At 55.7% G+C, this 18478-nt stretch carries 17 protein-coding genes and 2 tRNA genes; 15 read left to right on the forward strand and 4 right to left on the reverse strand.

What is annotated here, in order from left to right:
• Window positions 1–157 precede the first annotated feature (157 nt).
• From Pelsub_RS00920 to Pelsub_RS00950, 7 genes are all read left to right on the forward strand, one after another.
• Window positions 158–826, forward strand: coding sequence for an ABC transporter ATP-binding protein (locus Pelsub_RS00920; protein WP_116225201.1), 669 nt, complete (start codon window positions 158–160; stop codon window positions 824–826).
• Window positions 823–2454 (forward strand): hypothetical protein, encoded by a 1632-nt coding sequence (locus Pelsub_RS00925; RefSeq protein ID WP_116225202.1) that lies wholly within the window; start codon window positions 823–825, stop codon window positions 2452–2454. The genes Pelsub_RS00920 and Pelsub_RS00925 overlap by 4 nt, the downstream gene beginning before the upstream one ends.
• A 146-nt stretch (window positions 2455–2600) precedes the next feature.
• Window positions 2601–3389, forward strand: a complete 789-nt coding sequence (locus Pelsub_RS00930; RefSeq protein ID WP_116225203.1) for an SAM hydrolase/SAM-dependent halogenase family protein — start codon at window positions 2601–2603, stop codon at window positions 3387–3389.
• A gap of 42 nt (window positions 3390–3431) precedes the next feature.
• Window positions 3432–5318 carry an ABC-F family ATP-binding cassette domain-containing protein gene (locus tag Pelsub_RS00935; protein ID WP_116225204.1) on the forward strand — a complete coding sequence of 629 codons (1887 nt, stop codon included), beginning with the start codon at window positions 3432–3434 and terminating at the stop codon, window positions 5316–5318.
• A gap of 30 nt (window positions 5319–5348) precedes the next feature.
• Entirely contained in the window at window positions 5349–6410 is a 1062-nt protein-coding gene (locus Pelsub_RS00940) for a D-alanine--D-alanine ligase family protein (protein ID WP_116225205.1), read from the forward strand.
• A gap of 287 nt (window positions 6411–6697) precedes the next feature.
• The gene (locus Pelsub_RS00945; RefSeq protein ID WP_116225206.1) at window positions 6698–6925 is read left to right on the forward strand and encodes a hypothetical protein; all 228 of its coding nucleotides are present in this window, start codon (window positions 6698–6700) and stop codon (window positions 6923–6925) included.
• Window positions 6915–7106, forward strand: a complete 192-nt coding sequence (locus Pelsub_RS00950) for a helix-turn-helix transcriptional regulator (protein WP_116225207.1) — start codon at window positions 6915–6917, stop codon at window positions 7104–7106. The genes Pelsub_RS00945 and Pelsub_RS00950 overlap by 11 nt, the downstream gene beginning before the upstream one ends.
• Window positions 7107–7135: 29 nt before the next feature.
• Here Pelsub_RS00950 and Pelsub_RS00955 read toward each other — a convergent pair whose 3' ends face one another.
• From Pelsub_RS00955 to Pelsub_RS00970, 4 genes are read right to left on the reverse strand one after another with little or no spacing between them, the layout of a single operon-like run.
• Window positions 7136–7765 carry a GerMN domain-containing protein gene (locus Pelsub_RS00955; RefSeq protein WP_116225208.1) on the reverse strand — a complete coding sequence of 210 codons (630 nt, stop codon included), beginning with the start codon at window positions 7763–7765 and terminating at the stop codon, window positions 7136–7138.
• A 40-nt stretch (window positions 7766–7805) separates the two neighbouring features.
• Window positions 7806–8627, reverse strand: a complete 822-nt coding sequence (locus Pelsub_RS00960; RefSeq protein ID WP_116225209.1) for an NAD+ synthase — start codon at window positions 8625–8627, stop codon at window positions 7806–7808.
• An 11-nt stretch (window positions 8628–8638) separates the two neighbouring features.
• Complete coding sequence (locus Pelsub_RS00965) at window positions 8639–9508, reverse strand: nitrilase-related carbon-nitrogen hydrolase (RefSeq protein WP_116225210.1); 870 nt, start codon at window positions 9506–9508, stop codon at window positions 8639–8641.
• Window positions 9509–9517: 9 nt separating this feature from the next.
• On the reverse strand, window positions 9518–10630 hold the full coding sequence (locus Pelsub_RS00970) for an aminopeptidase (protein WP_116225211.1): 1113 nt from the start codon (window positions 10628–10630) through the stop codon (window positions 9518–9520).
• 963 nt (window positions 10631–11593) lie between these two features.
• On the opposite strand from Pelsub_RS00970, the gene Pelsub_RS00975 reads away from it, so the two are divergent.
• The 8 genes from Pelsub_RS00975 to Pelsub_RS01005 all read left to right on the forward strand — a co-directional run bounded on the left by Pelsub_RS00975 (window position 11594) and on the right by Pelsub_RS01005 (window position 18430).
• Window positions 11594–12880, forward strand: coding sequence for a hydroxymethylglutaryl-CoA reductase, degradative (locus tag Pelsub_RS00975; RefSeq protein ID WP_116225213.1), 1287 nt, complete (start codon window positions 11594–11596; stop codon window positions 12878–12880).
• A complete protein-coding gene (locus Pelsub_RS00980) occupies window positions 12877–13953 on the forward strand; it encodes a hydroxymethylglutaryl-CoA synthase (RefSeq protein WP_232528608.1) in 1077 nt (358 codons plus the stop codon). Before Pelsub_RS00975 ends, Pelsub_RS00980 begins: the two co-directional genes overlap by 4 nt.
• An 8-nt stretch (window positions 13954–13961) precedes the next feature.
• Window positions 13962–15119: a thiolase C-terminal domain-containing protein gene (locus tag Pelsub_RS00985; protein ID WP_116225214.1), complete on the forward strand. Its 1158-nt coding sequence runs from the start codon at window positions 13962–13964 to the stop codon at window positions 15117–15119.
• A gap of 220 nt (window positions 15120–15339) precedes the next feature.
• Entirely contained in the window at window positions 15340–16128 is a 789-nt protein-coding gene (locus tag Pelsub_RS00990; RefSeq protein WP_116225215.1) for a YoaP domain-containing protein, read from the forward strand.
• A 271-nt stretch (window positions 16129–16399) separates the two neighbouring features.
• A tRNA-Ser gene (locus tag Pelsub_RS15600) sits at window positions 16400–16488 on the forward strand.
• Between the two features lie 43 nt (window positions 16489–16531).
• Complete coding sequence (locus tag Pelsub_RS00995) at window positions 16532–16915, forward strand: VOC family protein (protein WP_116225432.1); 384 nt, start codon at window positions 16532–16534, stop codon at window positions 16913–16915.
• Window positions 16916–17157: 242 nt separating this feature from the next.
• A tRNA-Ser gene (locus Pelsub_RS01000) sits at window positions 17158–17245 on the forward strand.
• A 156-nt stretch (window positions 17246–17401) separates the two neighbouring features.
• The gene (locus Pelsub_RS01005; RefSeq protein ID WP_158674916.1) at window positions 17402–18430 is read left to right on the forward strand and encodes a C45 family autoproteolytic acyltransferase/hydolase; all 1029 of its coding nucleotides are present in this window, start codon (window positions 17402–17404) and stop codon (window positions 18428–18430) included.
• The last annotated feature ends 48 nt before the right edge of the window (window positions 18431–18478 follow it).

An 18478-nucleotide genomic window follows, 5' to 3' on the forward strand; every position in this document is an offset into this window, starting at 1 on the left:
TTACCTAAAAACCATAATCAGTGTACTTCGATCCAGGGTTTATTTAATAGTCATCTTTTGTTGAAAAAAAGTAGGTAAATTTATTCAAATTAGATTTTCGGTTATGATATGTTCTGGATAGATCAAGATTTACCGCTCAAACCATGGATTGATTTCGATGAATGAAATAGATTCCCATATTAATATCCCCCTTGCTGTAGTTGAATTAACTAAAAAATACGACCGCTTTGTTGCGTTGGCTCCGGCAACTTTTTCTCTACTTAGCGGAGAGATCGCCATCCTTTCAGGACCGAATGGCTCCGGCAAAACCACATTGTTGTCGTGCATTTCCGGACTGGTTCGTCCATCGGAGGGAACGGTTACCGTGGGTGGATTTGATCTGGACCGCGATGAGGTGGAGGCGCGCCGCCGGTTGGTTTACGTGCCCGACGTACCGCGTTTTTACCTGGAGCTGACTGCCTGGGAACACTTGCGTTTTATTGCCCTCGCCAACCAGGCAGACGGAAATTTCGAAGAACGTGCGGAGGCATTGTTGCGCACTTTCGGATTATGGGAGTCACGCAATCTATTTCCTCATCATTTTTCGCGCGGCATGCGCTTAAAGCTGGGCCTGGTCATGGCGTTTATCCGTCCGTTCAGCGTATTGCTGTTGGACGAACCCACTTCGGCCTTGGACGAGGAAGGAATGGAGATCCTCGCTGCCGAAATCCGCCGGATGCGGGAGCAGGGCACCGCGGTGCTCCTCTCAACGCATTCTCCCGATTTTGGCGACGCGCTGGCAGACCGGCGTCTGCTCATCCGCCAGGGTGTGTTGGAGGTCCAGTGAGGACCGCTTCAGCCAGCCATCCTGCCCATCGTCTGTCCGACCCATCTGTGAATTGGCTGCGCAGCCGCCAGGAGGTGTACGAGCTTAATTTCTGGCTAAGGGTCGTTTCCTATGATCCGAATGACAAGTCGCTGAGCAACCGCCTTTACCTGGTTTACTTGGTGCTGTTCTTTAGTGTGTGGATCTTTGTAACCCTTACCTTTTTTGCGAGCGGCAGCTCAATACTGTTACCTTTGCTCAACGCGCAAGATCCGGGTAAAGCGGCTGTAGTCCTCATGGGGAGCGTCCTGGCAATTTGGAACCTAGTGCGCCTGTACAATGCCCTCAGGCGAAGCCCTGTTGAATTCTCCGAAGAGGACAGCTATCTGCTCTGCCAGACACCGGTCAGCCGTCGCGCAGTAGTCCTGCGCTGGTTGTGGATGCCCTGGCTCAAAAGCGCTTTTCCTTTTTGGATCCTGACGCTGATACTCGGCTTTTCATTAGGCGATATTGCATTTTCAGAGACTGTCATTACGAGCCATTTTATTGAGTATTTGGGATACGGTCTGCGGGCCTGGCTAATGCTGGCGCCTGTTCACCTGGCACTCTTTGCCCTGCTGTGGGCAATCGGTGCTGCGCGCGTGCGCCCGGATGCTCGCTTGGGATATTCAACCGCTCTGGGCCTCATATCAGGCATAGCGCTGCCGGTGATGTTGTGGCTGGCGTTACCCTGGTTTGAAAAAGCCGGCTTGAGCGTCATCGTGGCTGCAGGCTTCGGCGCTGCTATTTTAAGTTTGGCTGGGCTGGCAATCTCTGCAAAGCGTTTTAATCTGGCCCAAGCCGCCCAGGAAACCCGCACGCACGTTTTGTTGAATGACGCATTGCGTTATGGACCAAGCGGCTACGCTGAGAACCTGCGCGCTCAACAACGCCTGCACAAGGAAAAAGCGCCAACACGCTTACCGGGCCGGCCGGGGCCTGCGGCACTGATCTGGAAGGACCTGCTGCAAGTGATGCGCGGGCTGCGATTGAGCAAGCTGCAGCGCTGGTTTTCACTGGCCAGCGCCGTATTTGGCATATTCGTGATGCCGGGGAGCATCAGTTCGCTGTTCCTGTTTATCTGGGTCATACAAGTGGGCAAAATTGCCATCACGCGATTGAGAAGCGATTTGAGCTGTTGGCCAATCTTCCACCAACTACCAATTTCAAACCGGCGAGCGATCATTCTGGATATGGCGTCCGCGCTGGTTGGCATCGTTGCAGTCAGCCTGCTGGCCGGGTTGGGCGGCTGGGCAGTGCGAAACGCCCTACTGAATACGGAAGTCGGTTCCCTGCTCATGGCACAGGCAAGCGAATCCGCCGGTATATTTTCATCAGTCACATTGCTGTTGATCCCCGGGACTGCCGCAGCGGTCGCGGGAATGGCAGCCCTGGACGTGGTTCGGCATGCGCAATCAAACCTGTTGTTGATCGGGCAGGCACCTGATGTTGATTTTTTGGGTTTGATCTCCGGGTTGGTTGCGGCGGGTCTGCCCGTGTTCATCATGGCAGTGCTGCCAGGCCTTGCCGGTTCGATTTTGGGGTTCGGGTCAAGCCTGCTAATGGGTGCAATCGCCATGTTCCTGGCAGGGCGGGCCCGGCCGGCTTAATGCATGTCGTATAGAACAGAGATACGACTAATTAAAAACACCTCCTAACCAATAACATTTTCCCCAATTGATATTAATATTCCCTTTTCTTGCTTTTGGTAAGAAAGTTTGTGTGAATAACCAAACGTTGATAGAATCATTCTGAAATGAACTGGATCACTCTGACCACCGATTTTACCGAGCACGACGGCTACGTGGGCGTGATGAAGGGCGTCATCGCCGGCATCGCCCCGCAGGCGCGCGTCGTCGACCTGAGCCACACGGTCGCCCCGCAGAACGTCTTTCAGGCGGCGCTTTTATTGGGACGCAGCGTTCCCTATTTTCCGGCCGGCACGGTGCACGTGGCAGTAGTCGACCCGGGCGTGGGTACCGCGCGGCGCGGCATCGCCGCTCAACTGGGCAAGCAGTACTTCGTCGGGCCGGACAACGGCCTGCTGACCCTGCTTTATCAGCAAGCGCAAGCGGACGGTGAACCCGTGCGCATCCACGCGCTGGAGAACGCCGATTACCGCCTGGCGCAGGTCAGCCGCACGTTCCACGGACGCGATATCTTCGCCCCGGCAGCGGCCCATCTGGCCATAGGCGCGCCATTGGAAAGCTTCGGCGCGGCGGTCATGGACCCAATCCTGCTGGAAATGCCCCAAGCGCAGAAAACGGCGGACGGCCTGATCGGTAGCATCATCCATGTGGATGCCTTCGGTAATCTGGCCAGCAATATCCGCGCGGAGACTCTGGCGGATTTCGAGAATATTCATATAATTCTCAGGAATACAGTCATTGAAGGGATATCCGCGACTTTTGGTAATAAGGCTCAGGGTGAATTGGTGGCAGTCATCGACAGCTTCGGCTTCTTAAGCATTTGTGTGGTCAACGGCAGCGCAGCGCAGCAATTACGCGCCGGCTTTGGCGAACAGCTGCAAATTGTGCGCAGCTAGACTAATGCATCTCTTTATAATTTCCCGGATAAGTAAATCATCATGTCTCTAATCAGCACCAGTAATCTGGCCAAATCCTTTGGCTCCGAAGATATCTTCAGCGATATTTCGTTCGCTGTTCCCCAAAAAGCCCGCATCGGCCTGGTGGGTTCCAACGGCGTGGGCAAGACTACCCTGCTGCGTATCCTGATCGGCGAAGAAACCGCCTCGGACGGCAGCGTGCAGCGTTCCAAGAACCTGCACATCGGCTACCTGCCCCAGGAAGCTGTGCTGGAATCCGGCAAGACGCTGTGGGATGAATGCATGTCCGTGTTCACAGAACTGCTGGATTGGCAGGCGCAGCTGCGCGCCATGGACAGCCGCATGGGCGCCGAACACGACGACCCGGAATTTCTGGAAAAATACGGCCGTCTGCAGGAACGCTTTGAGCTGGCCGGCGGGTACACTTTCGAAAATGACATTGAACGCACCCTGACCGGTTTAGGATTTGGGCGCAATGAATTTCACAAACCGCTCAACATCTTATCCGGCGGGCAGCGCACGCGCGCGTTTCTGGCACGCTTGCTGCTTTCCAACCCGGATTTACTGCTGCTGGATGAGCCCACCAACCACCTGGACATTCAAGCCATGGAATGGCTGGAAGGCTATCTCAAGAATTGGGACGGCGCGGTGATGCTGGTTTCGCACGACCGTTATTTCCTCGACCGCACCGTGTCCGTCATCTGGGAGATGACCCCTGCGCTGGAAACCTATCACGGCAATTACAGCGCTTATCTGCGGCAGCGTGAAGCGCGCTATGAACGCCAGCTGAAAGAGTACGAAGCCCAGCAGGAATTCATCGCCAAAGAAGAAGATTACATCCGGCGCAACATCGCCGGCCAAAACACCAAGCAAGCTCAAGGCCGCCGCAGGCGCCTGGAACGCCTGCTGGCAGACGCGCGTCTGGCTCCCCCGCAGAAGAGCAAACGCATTCACATCCGGTTGAAAGCCGACAACCGCTCCGGTGATTTGGTACTGCGCACCTACGATTTGCAGATCGGTTACCACGATAATAAGAAAGTGCTCATCCACGTGCCGGACCTGGTACTCACACGCGGCGAATGCGTGGCCATCATGGGCCCCAACGGCGCTGGAAAAACCACCTTCCTGAAAACCCTGTTGGATAACATCCCGCCGCTGGGCGGACGCGTATCGCTCGGCAGTGCCGTACATGTGGGCTACTTCGCGCAGGCGCACGAAGGCCTGCACGATAATTGGACGCTCATCCGGGAAATCCAAAATGCCGCGCCGCAAATGATGGAAGAAGAAGCGCGCGCTTACCTGGCGACATTCCTGTTCAGCGGCGACGATGCCTTTAAAGAAGTAGGGGTGCTTTCCGGCGGCGAACGCGGCCGGCTGGCCATTGCCTGCCTGGGATTGCAGGGCGCCAACCTGCTGCTATTGGACGAGCCCACCAACCATTTGGACCTGCCCTCGCAGGAAATCCTGCAGCGCGTGCTGGCCGAGTTTAACGGCACCGTGCTGCTGGTTTCACACGACCGCTACCTGGTAGACGCAGTCGCCACGCAGATCTGGGAGCTGGAACCGGACAAGACCGAATTGAAGGTCTTCAAGGGCAGCTATAGTGACCTGCGAGCCGAAGAGGAACAAAATCAGGCTGAAACAGAGACCGAGAAAAAATCGAACAAATCTTCCGCCCGGAACAACAAGGCGGATAATTCCAAGAAGAAAAGTATCAGTCCCAAGGTGCTGCGTGAGATGGAAGAACAGATCAGCACACTGGAGGACCAATTGGAGGAGGTTACGCGGAAACTGGAACACCCCTTAGAAATTAATGAGAGTGTGGCCGATTTGGGTCAAAAATATAACGAAATCCAGAAATCTCTGGATGAGAAATGGCAGGGTTGGAACGATTTATTTTTAGACTAAAATGGAAATATAACTGGAGCATAAAATCAATTGAAGAAACTTAAAGTTGCCGTATTGGCGAATTTAAAAAAGAACGCTCCGCACTGGGAAGGCATGCCGGAGGATCAGTGGGATGACCTCGATTCCGAAAAAACGGTCAATGCCATTCTGGAGGCCCTGCGCGCAAACGGGCATGTTTGCGATTTTTTTGAGGGCGACCGCAGTCTGCTGACTACGATCCCGAAATTCAAACCTGATATTTGCTTCAACATCTGCGAAGGTCATTTCGGCGATTCGCGCGAGGCTCAGGTGCCGGCCGTGCTGGAAATGCTGCGCATTCCCTACACCGGCTCGCGCCTGTTTACACTGGCGCTGGCGCTGGACAAACCCATGACCAAACGCATCCTGTGGTGGCACGAGCTGCCCACTCCGGCTTTTCAGGAATTTGACCGTGCCGATGAACCGCTCAATGACGACCTGCGTTTTCCGTTGTTCGTCAAGCCCAGCCGCGAAGGCACCAGCATGGGCGTCAGCGCCAAATCCATCGTGCACAGCGAAGCCGAGCTGCGCGAACAGGTGGCTTTCATCATCCAAAAATACAAGCAGCCCGCCCTGGTGGAAACCTACATCGACGGGCGCGAAGTGACGGTCGGATTGGTCGGCAACCTGGTCGGTCCGGTAGCGCGCCGTATGCCATTCAACCCCAACGCCCCGCGCGTGCAGGCCGGATTGTATTTCATGCCGCCCATGGAAGTAGACCTGCGGCCTTACGAAACCACCGACACAGTCTACAGCAACCACCTCAAGGTGGCGCTTGCGGAGGAACTGGATTATCTGTGCCCGGCGCCCATCGACGAAGACCTGGTGGACGAGCTCAACTGGCTGGCCGCGGCGGTCTTCCGCGTGACCGGCGCCTATGATGTAGCGCGCGTGGATTTCCGCCTGGACGTGACCAACAATTGGAAGCCTTATATCCTGGAAATCAACCCGCTGCCAGGCTTGTCGCCGGATATTTCCGATCTGGTGATCGAAGCTAAAGCGGACGGTATCGACCATACTGAGCTGGTCAACATGATCCTGGACGCCGGCTTGAAGCGTTACGGGCTGATCTAATTCTTTTCAAAAAGATCCCTGAACGTCTACCCAGAGCGAAGCATTCCCTTGGGGTAAAAGGATCAAATCCCAAAAAAGAAGAATGTTCCCTCGGCAGACTCGGGGAACATTCTTTTTTATTAATAGGTCAAAGTCTGTTCCAGATCCCAATTGGCAAATCAATCCAAGAATTGCACGCCTCCAGTAAAACGCCATCAGGCACAAACCCAAATGTAAAACACTCTTGACATTTTCATCAATTGACGTATAATATGTCAAATACTTTTGACATTACTTGGAGGTAAAAAATGAGACTTTTCAGAAAGATGGATGAAATGGAATTGAGCATCAACTTCAAAGCCCTGCGGTTAGCATGGCTATTTGGAATCATTTTCCTGCTGGTCTGGGTATGGATGGATTGGATCATCGGAAGAACATTTAACAGTCTGGGAGTCATCCTGTTGGTATCCCAGCTGATTGTTTATTGGGCAGGACAAGCCTTTTTCAAATGGCAGTTGGGTAAGGATGAAGAATAACATTCGGTCTTATCGCAAAAAAATTGGGATAACGCAGGAAAATCTCGCTTTGGCCGTGGATGTCACCCGGCAGACCATTAACGCGATTGAAAACAATAAATACAATCCCACCCTGGAATTGGCCATGAAATTAGCCAAATTCCTGGATGTCCGGGTAGAGGAACTTTTCTTTTTGGATTAAACCATCAGCCGGAGGATTCCGGCTGATTTTCACCCGCGCAGGTCCAGCAGTTCCGCCAGGGGCACGCCATTGACGGTGATACTCACCTGCTGTACCGTCGAGAACTGCATCGCAATGGCGCGCAGTTGTGCTTCGATGCGCGGTATGTCGCATTCCCCGCCGGTAACGATCTGCCCGCTGAGCTTCATGGTGGCTTTGCCGTTCACCACCGCCAGATCGTCGATCTCCAGGTGCGAGAGGTACAAGGCGTTATACAATCCGGACTGGCCATAATCCGCCTGCCCTTCCAACTTGAACAGCTCCGTCAGTGCGGCGCGCAGCACGCCCAGTGTGGGTTCAATGGAGACCTGCACCGGCACCAGCGAATCACCGCAGCCGATAATCTCACCGGAAGCGCCGTTGTCACCCACTGCCACCAGGTAGATATTGATGTGGTCGAGGCCCGCGCTTGCCGTGCCAGCGGATTGCGCGGCAGCCGCTTGGGTAGCGGGCGGAACGGGTTGGGTTGTCTCGGTCGCAGCCGGCGGCTGCGGGGTGGCCGTGATTACTATTGGAGTTTGCGTATCCGTCAGGGAGATGCTCACACCGGGCATACAAGCGCAAACCAGCAGAAATAGACCCGCCAGTCCGATAATGCGCAGGTTCCGATTATTTTTCATTTTGACCTCCTGGATTAAGGGAGAACTTCAAACGGACGGACTACGTGCCCCAATCGCGCAGATAGAGGAAGTCGTAGCCGATGGTGCGGTTGCCCAGCTTGGCGATGGGCGGCATGACACGCTTGTAATGGTAGCGCTGGATACGCTTGACCACCGTCTCCACGAATTTGCGGTCGTAACCGGCTTCCACACACTCGTCCGGGGTGTAGCGTTCGTCCACCATCAGGTAGAGTAGCTTGTCCACTTCCGCGTAGGTAAAGCCCAACTCGCCCTCGTCAGTCTGCCCGATCCACAGGTCGGCTGTGGGGGCCTTATCGATGATGACCTGCGGCACACCCATGGCGTGCGCCAGCTGGCGCAGTTGGGTCTTGTACAGATCGCCGATGGGATTAAAGGCTGAAGCGGCGTCGCCAAACTGGGTGGAGTAGCCCAGCAGAATTTCTGTTTTGTTGCTGGTGCCGATCACTAGGCCGCCAAAAGCGGAGGACTGGTCATACAGCACGATCATGCGGCAGCGCGCCATGATGTTGCCCATGCGCAGCTTGGCCATGTCGGGGAACTGGTTGATTAGTCCGTCGGCCATGTCGGTGATGGGAATCGTGACGGACTGCACGCCAGTGGCGTCGATCACCAGTTGGGCGTGGTCGAGCGAATCCTGCGATGAGGTCTTGTAAGGCATGCGCACGGCCAGCACGTTCTCAGGGCCGAGCGCTTCGGCCGCCAGGAAGCAGGACATGGCCGAGTCGACACCGCCGGAAACGCCGATCACGGCTTTTTGAAAGCCCGAGCGGGTGGTTTCACTCCGGATGAAGCCGGTCAAAATACTGCGAGCCAGGTCGGTGTTAATATCCAAACCGTTCATGTTTTCCTCCGTTACCTGCCTGAGCGGCTATCGTCGCGCTTGAGAATGCGCATCAGTTCACGCTGAACCAGCGCGGTGCGTTCGTCGCGCAGCAGCGGCAGGCGCGCGCGCGTGCGGTGAAGCTGGTTCAAGTCAATTTCACAATAGGTCAGGGCTTCATCGTCCAGCGGGGCCTTGGCCAGCAGTTCGCCATTGGGGTCAAACACGGTGGAGCCGCCCCAGAAGTGCAGGCCGTCCTCGAAACCCACGCGGTTGCTGTGGATCACGAAGGAGGTGAAGATGCTGGCGTAAGCCTGGTTGATGCTCTCGACCCAATGGGCGGTGCTCAACTCCGGCGCGCTGGTCAGGCCGCGGCCAGGCGAAGCCGAGGTGAACAGGAACAGGTCGGCGCCGTCCATCCACAGCAGGTAGGGGGAAGAGGTGTGCCAGAAATCCTCGCAAATCAGGATGCCGGCGCGCCCGAAGCGCGTGTCGAAAGCTTCCACGCTATCGCCCCAAGCGAAGAAACGGCCTTCGTCAAACAAGCCGTAAGTTGGCAGGTACACCTTGCGGTGCACATGCGCCACTTTTCCAAGGGAAAGGTAAGCGCTGGAAATGTAGAAGCGGTTGCGAACGTCTTCTTCAGCGAAACCGACCACAATATCGATGTCGCGGCTGGTAGCCAACAGTTCCTTGAAGACAGGGTCGTCGGCAGTGGCGCGGTGCGCTACGGTCGGCACCAGGTCCTGCAGCACATAACCGGTCAGGGAGAGTTCCGGGAAGATGACCAGGTCTGCGCCCTCATTCTTGGCGCGTTGGATGTAATCCAGGTGTTTTTCCAGGTTGCTTTCCACCACCCCTAATTTGGTATTGATCTGTGCCAGTGCCAGTTTTACTTTCATAGGGTTTCCTTAGAAATCAACTACAAATTTGCCATTCTGGTAGAACAATTCGCCATCCACGGTGATCTCGCCGCCTTTGCGCAGATCGCAGATCATATCCCAGTGAATGGAGGATTCCGTGTTCTCGCTCAGAGATTCAGGATAACCGTGCCCCAGAGCCATGTGGAAGCTGCCGCCGATCTTTTCGTCGAAGAGGATCTGACCGGTGAATTTGTTGATGCGTTCGTTGGTACCAATGGCGAACTCGCCCAGGTAGCGCGCGCCCTTGTCGCCGTCCAGTTTGGAGTTGAGGTATTCCTCATTCTTATCGGCGGTGGCTTTGACGCACTTGCCGTCCTTGAACTCCAGGCGCACGTTGGTAACCTCGAAGCCTTCGTACATGGTCGGGTAGGTAAAATGAACGTGGCCGTTGGCGCTGTTCTCAACAGGAGAGGTAAAGATCTCGCCGTCCGGGACGTTGACCTGGCAAGCGCAGTTGATGAAAGGCCGGCCCTCGATGCTGAGGGTCAGGTCGGTGCCAGGCGCGGTCACGTGCACATTCTTCTTGCCCTTCAGCCAGGCGATGGCTTTCTCCTGGCGTTTCTCTACGCTCTTCCAGTAACCAACCGGATCATCCTTGTCGGGCATGCAGGCGTCATAGACAAAGTCTTCATATTCGCTCAGGCTCATGTTAGCGTCCTGGGCATAAGCCAGAGTGGGGAACAAGGCCGCCACCCATTTCATTTCGCCCTTGGCTTCGCGGTCCAGCACGATCTTGAGCGCTTCGCCGTAGATGCCGTAAAGTTCGGCTACTTTCTTTGGGTCAAACTGCGAGAGTTCCTTGGTGTTGGTCTCGCCCAAGATGCGCGCGCGGGCGTCGTAGGTCTGGTAGAACTCCTTGAAGGGTTCGTATACGGCAGCGTACTGTTCGGGGGAAGCGTAACGCAGGGTACTTTCGATCCAATCGGAGGTGTAGGGCACGACGAAGGGGTATGCGCCCACCTGCAGGGACTTGCGGAAGATGGCTCCTAAGAGCGGCTCCGCGCCCCATTCACCGTGGATCAGGACTTTCTGCTTGGGCTGCACCTGAAGGCTGTAATTGACCAGCAGGTCGGCCAGTTTGTCAATACGCTCATCTCTCATGTTCGCTCCGGTAATGATTAAGATAGGTTCCCAATTATTTTACTCCAAGGGGGGTGGAGTTTGTTTTTAACCACAGATGGACACAGATAAAACAGAGATAGTTTTTTGATAGATTCACACAGATAGATTCACACAGATACAATCTCATTGATAAGAATGCAGACTGTTCTCTTATTTATATCCGACCGAGATCCTCACGGTCGCTTCGCCCCCTCAGGATGACAATGATCGTAAACCTGTCGGGGATTGCTTAATGTGTCATCCTGAGCCCTGCGAAAGCAGGGCGTGAGGATCTCGACCGGCCTTCAATGAAACATAAAGAGACTCAGATATTTTTTTATAGATAACAATGCAGTCAGTATGATCTCGCATTTTCAGCCGACTTCCTTTCCCAGAGGGAATGTTTAGTTTTAAGTCATATAAAAAGAAAACTCCCTCAGAATGAAAGTCTCGAGCCCCTCCCCATCCCGTCTTCGTCGGGATAGGGAGGGAGTCAACCTTACATGTCATACTTAATAGACAGAACGAAGGTCCAAGATGACGTTGAAAAAGCAGGAAAGCTATCTGTGTGCATCAACCATAAAAAAGCTTTTCTGTGTTTATCCGTGTTCATCTGTGGTTATGAAAGAAAGACTGAAATGACAGAAATCACATTTTCGATGCAGTCCGAGATTCCTCGCTTTGCTCGGAATGACACTGGAGAGGAATGCTTTACGACTCTCTAAGAGGGTATTTCGCGACTCCCCGAGGGAGTTCTCCGCGATCAATATGTTCGGAATGACATTGGAAAGGATTATCTGTGTGCATCAACCATAAAAAAGCTTTTTGTGTTTATCCGTGTTCATCTGTGGTTTAAAAAAAGCCACTCAAAGAAAACGCATACGCGCGTCCCGCCAGGTTCTGCTAAGATATTGATAGTTTTTGCAAGGCACCTACCTTTATCATCTATTCCATTGGAAGCCTATGAAAGAAAAGAAATCGGAACGCAAATTTTATGAATTGACCCCGGCCGAACGCCTGGCGCGTTTGGCGGATGAAACACAGCTGCCGCAAGAGCAGTTGGACGCGCTGAGCGGCGCGTTCGGTTTGAGCGTGTCACAGGCCGACCACATGATCGAGAACGTGATCGGCACCTACAGCCTGCCTTTGGGCGTGGCGCAGCACTTCCTGGTCAACGGGCGCGAAGTGCCCGTACCCATGGTAATTGAAGAACCCTCCGTCGTGGCAGCCGCGTCCTTTATGGCCAAGCTGGCGCGCAGCGGCGGCGGCTTCACCGCCAGCGCCTCCGCGCCGGAGATGATCGGCCAGATGCAGGTGCTGGACGTGACTGACCTGTCCGCCGCAAAAGCAGCCCTGGAAACATCGCGGGCCAGTCTGTTAAGCGAAGCCGACGACGTTGACCCGCTGCTGAAATCGCTGGGCGGCGGGGCGCGCGGCCTGGAAATCCGCCTGATCGAAGAATCCCCCATCGGCCCGTTCCTCGTGATCCACCTGATCATGGACGTGCGCGACGCGATGGGCGCCAACACCATCAACACCGCCCTGGAGCGCTTGTCCCCACAAGTGGAGCGCATCACCGGCGGGCGCGTGCTGCTGCGCATCCTGTCCAACCTGGCAGACCATCGTCTGGCCAAAGCGACCTGCCGCATCCCGGTGAAAGCGCTGGCTTTCAGCGGCTTTTCCGGCGAGGACGTGCGCGACAGCGTGATCGAAGCCTGGGCTTTCGCCGCGGCTGATCCTTACCGCGCAGCCACCCACAACAAGGGCATCATGAACGGCATCGACCCGGTGGTGATCGCCACGGGCAACGATTGGCGCGCGGTGGAAGCCGGCGCGCACGCTTACGCGGCGCGTTCGGGCCGCTACACTTCCCTGACGACCTGGTCGAAGGGCGGGGACGGCAGCCTGCAGGGCGAGCTGGAAATGCCCATGGCCGTGGGCATCGTGGGCGGCGCCACACGCGTGCATCCCGGCGCCGCGGCGGCCGTGAAACTGATGGGCGTCAAAACCGCCGGTGAATTGGCCGAAGTGATCGTTTCGGTGGGCCTGGCCCAAAACCTGGGGGCACTACGCGCCCTGGCTACCGAAGGCATCCAGCGTGGGCACATGAGCCTGCACGCCCGCCAGGTGGCCGTTTCGGCCGGCGCGCCCGAAGAATTGGTGGGCGCCATCGCGGCCCAGATGGTCAGCGAAGGCAACGTTCATATCCAGCGCGCCGTGGAAATTCTCGAAAATTGGAGCAGCCAGTGAGTTCAGAAAAGAAATCCCTGTTATTGAAACCCAACCGCCCGGTAGGCATCGTCGGTTACGGCGCTTACGTGCCGCAGTACCGCCTGCCTGCCAGCGAGATTGCGCGCATATGGAGCGGTTCGGAAGAGGGCGGCACGCCCATCCAGGAAAAATCCGTGCCCGGGTTGGACGAAGATACCATCACCATGGCCATCGAGGCCGCCCGCAACGCGCTGGCACGATCCGGCGTGGACGCGCGGCAGCTGCGCGCGGTGTGGGTCGGCTCGGAATCGCATCCCTACGCGGTCAAACCTTCCTCAACTATCGTGGCAGAAGCCATCGGCACCTCGCCCAACATCCAGGCGGCCGACATGGAATTCGCCTGCAAGGCCGGCACCGAAGCCATGGTAGCTAGCATGGCACTGGTCGGCTCCGGCATGGGTAATTACGCCCTGGCCATCGGCGCGGACACCGCTCAGGGCAAACCGGGGGATGCTTTGGAATATACAGCGGCCGCGGGCGCGGCGGCTTTTGTGCTCGGCCCGGCGGAAGAAGCCCTGGCCGAGATCATCTCCACGTATTCCTTTGTGACCGATACACCCGATTTTTGGCGGCGCGCCTACCAGCACTACCCCGAACACGGGCAGCGCTTCACCGGTGAACCGGCCTACTTCAAACATGTAACCACAGCCGCCAAGACCCTGATGGAAGAAAGCGGCACCTCGGCGGCGGATTACAAGTATGCCGTGTTCCACCAGCCCAATGCCAAATTCCCACAGCGGGTAGCCAAGCAATTGGGCTTCACTCCCGACCAGATCAAGACCGGTTTGCTCGCACCCGTGATCGGCAACACTTACGCGGCCGCCTCTCCCCTGGGATTGACGGCTGTACTGGACAAAGCCCAGCCGGGCGACCGCATCCTGATGGTCTCTTACGGCTCCGGGGCCGGCTCGGACGCGCTGGACCTGCGCGTGACGGAACGCATCGGCGAACGCAAAAAACTGGCGCCCACCACCGCGGTTTACATCGCCCGGCGCGTGGAGATCGACTACGCCACCTATGCGCGCTACCGCGGCAAGATTGTGATGAAATAGGACGTGCGATGAGTGAAGTCATTATCGCGGGCATCGGCGCAACCCCGGTGGGGGAACACTGGGATCTATCGCTGGACAATCTGGGTGCCAAAGCCATGCTGGCCGCCATGCGCGACGCGGGCGTGATGCGCCCGCAGGCGCTGTACGTCGGCAACCTGCTGGCCTCTTCCATTTCCAAACAAGCCAATTTGGGTACGCGCCTGGCCGATAACATCGGGCTGACAGGCATCGAAACCTTTACGGCCGAAGCCGGCGAAGCCTCCGGCGCTGCAGCGCTGCGCATGGGCTACCTGGCAGTCAAATCCGGCCTGGTGGAAAGCGCCCTGGTATTGGGCATCGAAAAATATACCGACATGGTCGGGCCGGAAGTGGACGCCATTCTGGCGCATTCCGCGGATTCCGATTTCGAAAGCACGGAAGGCCTGACCCCTAACGGTCTGGCCGGGCTGCTCATGCAGCGTTACATGGACCAATACAACGCGCCGCGCGATGCTTTCGCAGCGCTGCCCCTGCTGGCGCATACCAACGCCGTGCATAACCCGCTGGCTATGTACCGCAAGGCGGTCGACCTGGCCGCTTACCAACGCGCGCCGCTGGTCACCCCGCCGCTCAACCTGTTCGATGTGGCGCCCTATGCCGACGGCGCAGCCTCTTTGCTGCTGGTCAGCGATTCAGTGCTGTTCCGCAGCCGGCAGAAGCGGCCCGTGCGCCTGGCAGCTTCCAGCGCGGCCATCGACGCGTTAGCGCTGCACGATCGCCCCGATCCATTGGCTTTCGAAGCCGCGGCACTGTCGCTGCGTAAGGCACTGCAAAACGCGGGCTTGGGCTGGGAAAACATGGATCTATTCGAGCTGTGGGACGCGACCTCCATTTACGGCCTGCTGGCACTGGAAGCAGGCGGTTTCGCCGCGCGCGGGCAGGGCTGGCGCTGGCTGCAGGAGAGCGACCTCTCCCTGAAAAGCGAGCTGCCGATGCTGACCATGGGCGGCAACAAGGCGCGCGGATTCCCAATCAGCGCGGCCGGCGTGTATCAGGCGGTGGAAGCCGTGCAGCAGCTGCGCGGCCAGGCCGGGGAAAACCAGGTACCGGATGCACGCACAGCCATCATCCAGGCGCTGGGCGGCCCCGCTTCAACCGCCATCACGCATATTCTTACGACGCTCTAGATTGAAGATGACAAAACTTGACATAAGTTGACAGAAAAGGATATCCCTTTCCAAACACCGATCCCAATGACCTCCAGCGAGATCGGTGTTTTCTTTATCGATGGGCAATCAGGTGCCCGGGGGAAAATTGGGGGATTCCTATCCAGTGGATTTTCCAAACCGGAAATATCTTATTCAATCATGTTATGCTTTGAGCAGATATTCTCTCAGGAGGAAATGCATGGACCAAGACGCAGATATTAGAATTATCGACCTGACGCCGGACAATATTGCCGATTACGGCGTGTGCGGCTACAAGGACGTTGCCAAACATCTGGAGCTGCGCAATAAGATCGCCTGGTTCAGCGCATATTACCCCAAGGGACTGCGCATCAAGGCGGTCATGTCCAAAACCGGCGGATACCAGGGCATGCTGGAGTACGTGCCCGGGGAATACGCCCACCGGCCAGTGCAGGCAGCCGGTTACCTGTTCATCCATTGCGTCTTCGTGGGTTTCAAGAGCGCTTATAAAGGGCATGGTATGGCCACACAACTGCTGCAGGATTGCGTAGACGAAGCGCGCGCAGGCTATTACCAGGGCGTAGCGGTGGTCACGCGCAAAGGCCCCTTTATGGCCCACAACGACATCTTCCTCAAGCAGGGCTTTCAGGTGGTCGACAGCGCCAAACCGGACTTCGACTTGCTGGCTCTGAAATTCGACGGGAGCGCCCCCGACCCGCAGTTCAAGCACGCGGTGCTGAACGATACCAGCCAATACGCGCACGGCCTGACGGTCATGCGTTCCTTCCAGTGCCCCTACACGGAAAAGAACGTCAAGGCTATCCTCCAGAGCGCTGAAGAGGATTTTCACATAAAAGCCAACCTGATAGACCTGGCCGACGCGCAGGCCGCCCAAAACGCGCCTTCGCCTTTCGGAACCTTCTGCCTGATCTATGAGGGCGAGATCCTCAGCCATCATCCCATCAGTAGCACGCGCTTCGCCAACATCATGCGCCAGAAACTGCAATAAACAAAACCGTCCTCGATCAATAATGCTATTCGTCAGTTCCTTAAGCTTGTCAAAGGGAACAATGCCACAATGCGATTGTTTGAACGCGCGCAAGGACCTGTTCAACCAGCAGTGTTACAACCAAAATTGGTTTTATAGAATCAGGAGGTTGTATGATTTCAGCTGTTGAATGGATCGCGTTGATCGGAGCCATTGTGGTTCCCTTTCAAATAAATCTCTTGTAAAAAATGCCCGCTAAATCAGATAATCTCAATGAACAATATCCACACACGGAGAAGTGCCGGAGTGGCCGTTCGGGGCGGTCTCGAAAACCGTTGTTGCCATTATTGGTTACGGTGAGTTCGAATCCCACCCTCTCCGCTGTTTTTTAATAAATCTATTCCATGAAGTGGAGGAAGATAAAATGGCTAAAGTTTTAGGAATTGGCGGCGTCTTTTTCAAATCCCCTGACCCGGTCAAGCTGCAAAGCTGGTATGCGAAGTATTTGGGCATCAATGCACAGAACGAGCAGGGCATGTCTTTCGCAATCTTTGAACACGAAAAGATGCCCAAGAACGGTTACACAGTCTGGAGTATGTTCGATTCCAGCACCACCGATTTCGAGCCTTCAAGCAAGGAATTCATGTTCAACCTGATCGTCGATAATCTGGAAGAAGCCCTCAGCCAGGTGGCATCCGGGGGCGCACAACTGGTCGGCGAAGTCCAGAAGGGTGAATATGGCGATTTCGGATGGTTCATCGACCCGGATGGGAACAAAGTCGAGCTTTGGCAGCCGCCGCAATCCTGAGAAGTTCATAGCTGTACAGAAAGTATCACCCCGATTTTATGGGGGAAATGCGCGGTGCCGCCGAGCGCATTCGATAATGCCGTCACCGGCGAGCTATTTTTTTCCATGACATAATCGGCATGGGCCGGGTCCGCACCATCTTCGGCTATAAACAGGGCGAGAAGCTGAGGCAGGCCAATTCGTCGAAGAGTGGAAAAAACCTCTCTGAATCCGGGAATCTCAATGTATAATTTCCCCCACACGGAGAGGTGCCAGAGTGGCCGATTGGGACGGTCTCGAAAACCGTTGTAGCCTTTATGGTTACCGTGGGTTCGAATCCCACCCTCTCCGCTGTTTTAATAAATCCTTCGACCTAAATTCCCCCAAATATAATTCCACGAAATAATTTTATTTATGTTAGTATATTTTAAGTAAAATAATTCTCCCTTGTGCTCAAGCATCTGACTGAATATGCTCACGCACAAGGCCATCTACAAGGACATAAACATGCAGATCAAAACTTTTGAAGGCAATTTCTACGAAATCGGCCAACAAATCGGCCGTATCTACCAGGCTAACGGTGTGCAGGATAACAAGATGCCGATTGACCCGGAGCTGCTCAAAAACCAGCGCAAAATGTACGAAAAGTATTATCCCGAATTCCTGGAAGAATTACGCGGGGTAGCCGCAGGCGGCGGGTTCGATTCGCAGAGCGCAATCGACAGCGCCATCACCGGCGAACTGTTCTTCTTCCAAAACATGATGGGCATGGGACGCGCCTGCACCATCTTCGGCTACAAACAGGGCGAGCAGCTGCTGGTGGGCCGTAATTATGATTGGCTGCCGCTGCCCAAAGACCTGTTCGAAGTCTATCGCGTAAACAACAACCAGCGCCACGCCTTCTTCGCCGCCACCGATTACGGTATCGTCGACCCGGCCATGAGCGCGCCGCAGTATCGCAGCTACCTGCCTGAGGACGTCATCAACGACCAGGGGCTGTTCGTAGGCATCACCTTCTCTTTCGCGGATCAGTGGGCTTACGGCATTTCCAGCATCCACCTGGTCAAGCTACTGGCCGAAACCTGCGGCTCGCTGGACGAGGCCCTGGCCCTGTTCGAGCGCGTGCCGGCCTGCTGCCCCAAGAACTACTTCATCGCCGACCGCTTCGGGAACATGGCCGTGGTTGAGCACGGGGTAAAGAAATTCAAGGTGGTCTATCCGCAAGACGGCATCCTGATCCAAACCAACCACCTGCTCGATCCGGAGCTGGCCAAAGAAGATACTGTGATGCAAAAGATGCCCTTCCACAACACTTATATCCGTTACTATGAGACCCTGCAGCGCATCCAGCTCCAACGTGAAGCGTTCAACTACAACAGCATCGGCTGGGTGCTGAACGCGCCCGGTACCTACACCCTGCAGGATTTCCCCGGCATCCGCACCATCTGGACGCTGGCGTTGGACATGACCGGCCGTAAGTACAATATCTATTGGGACCTCTTTGGGGAAAAGAAGTCCGCGGAGTTGAAATTTTAGGTTGGTCAGAACCCTCACTATCTACTTGTTCCGATGACAACTTGACGT

The sequence above is a fragment of the Pelolinea submarina genome (assembly GCF_003966975.1).
GTDB lineage: Bacteria > Chloroflexota > Anaerolineae > Anaerolineales > Anaerolineaceae > Pelolinea > Pelolinea submarina.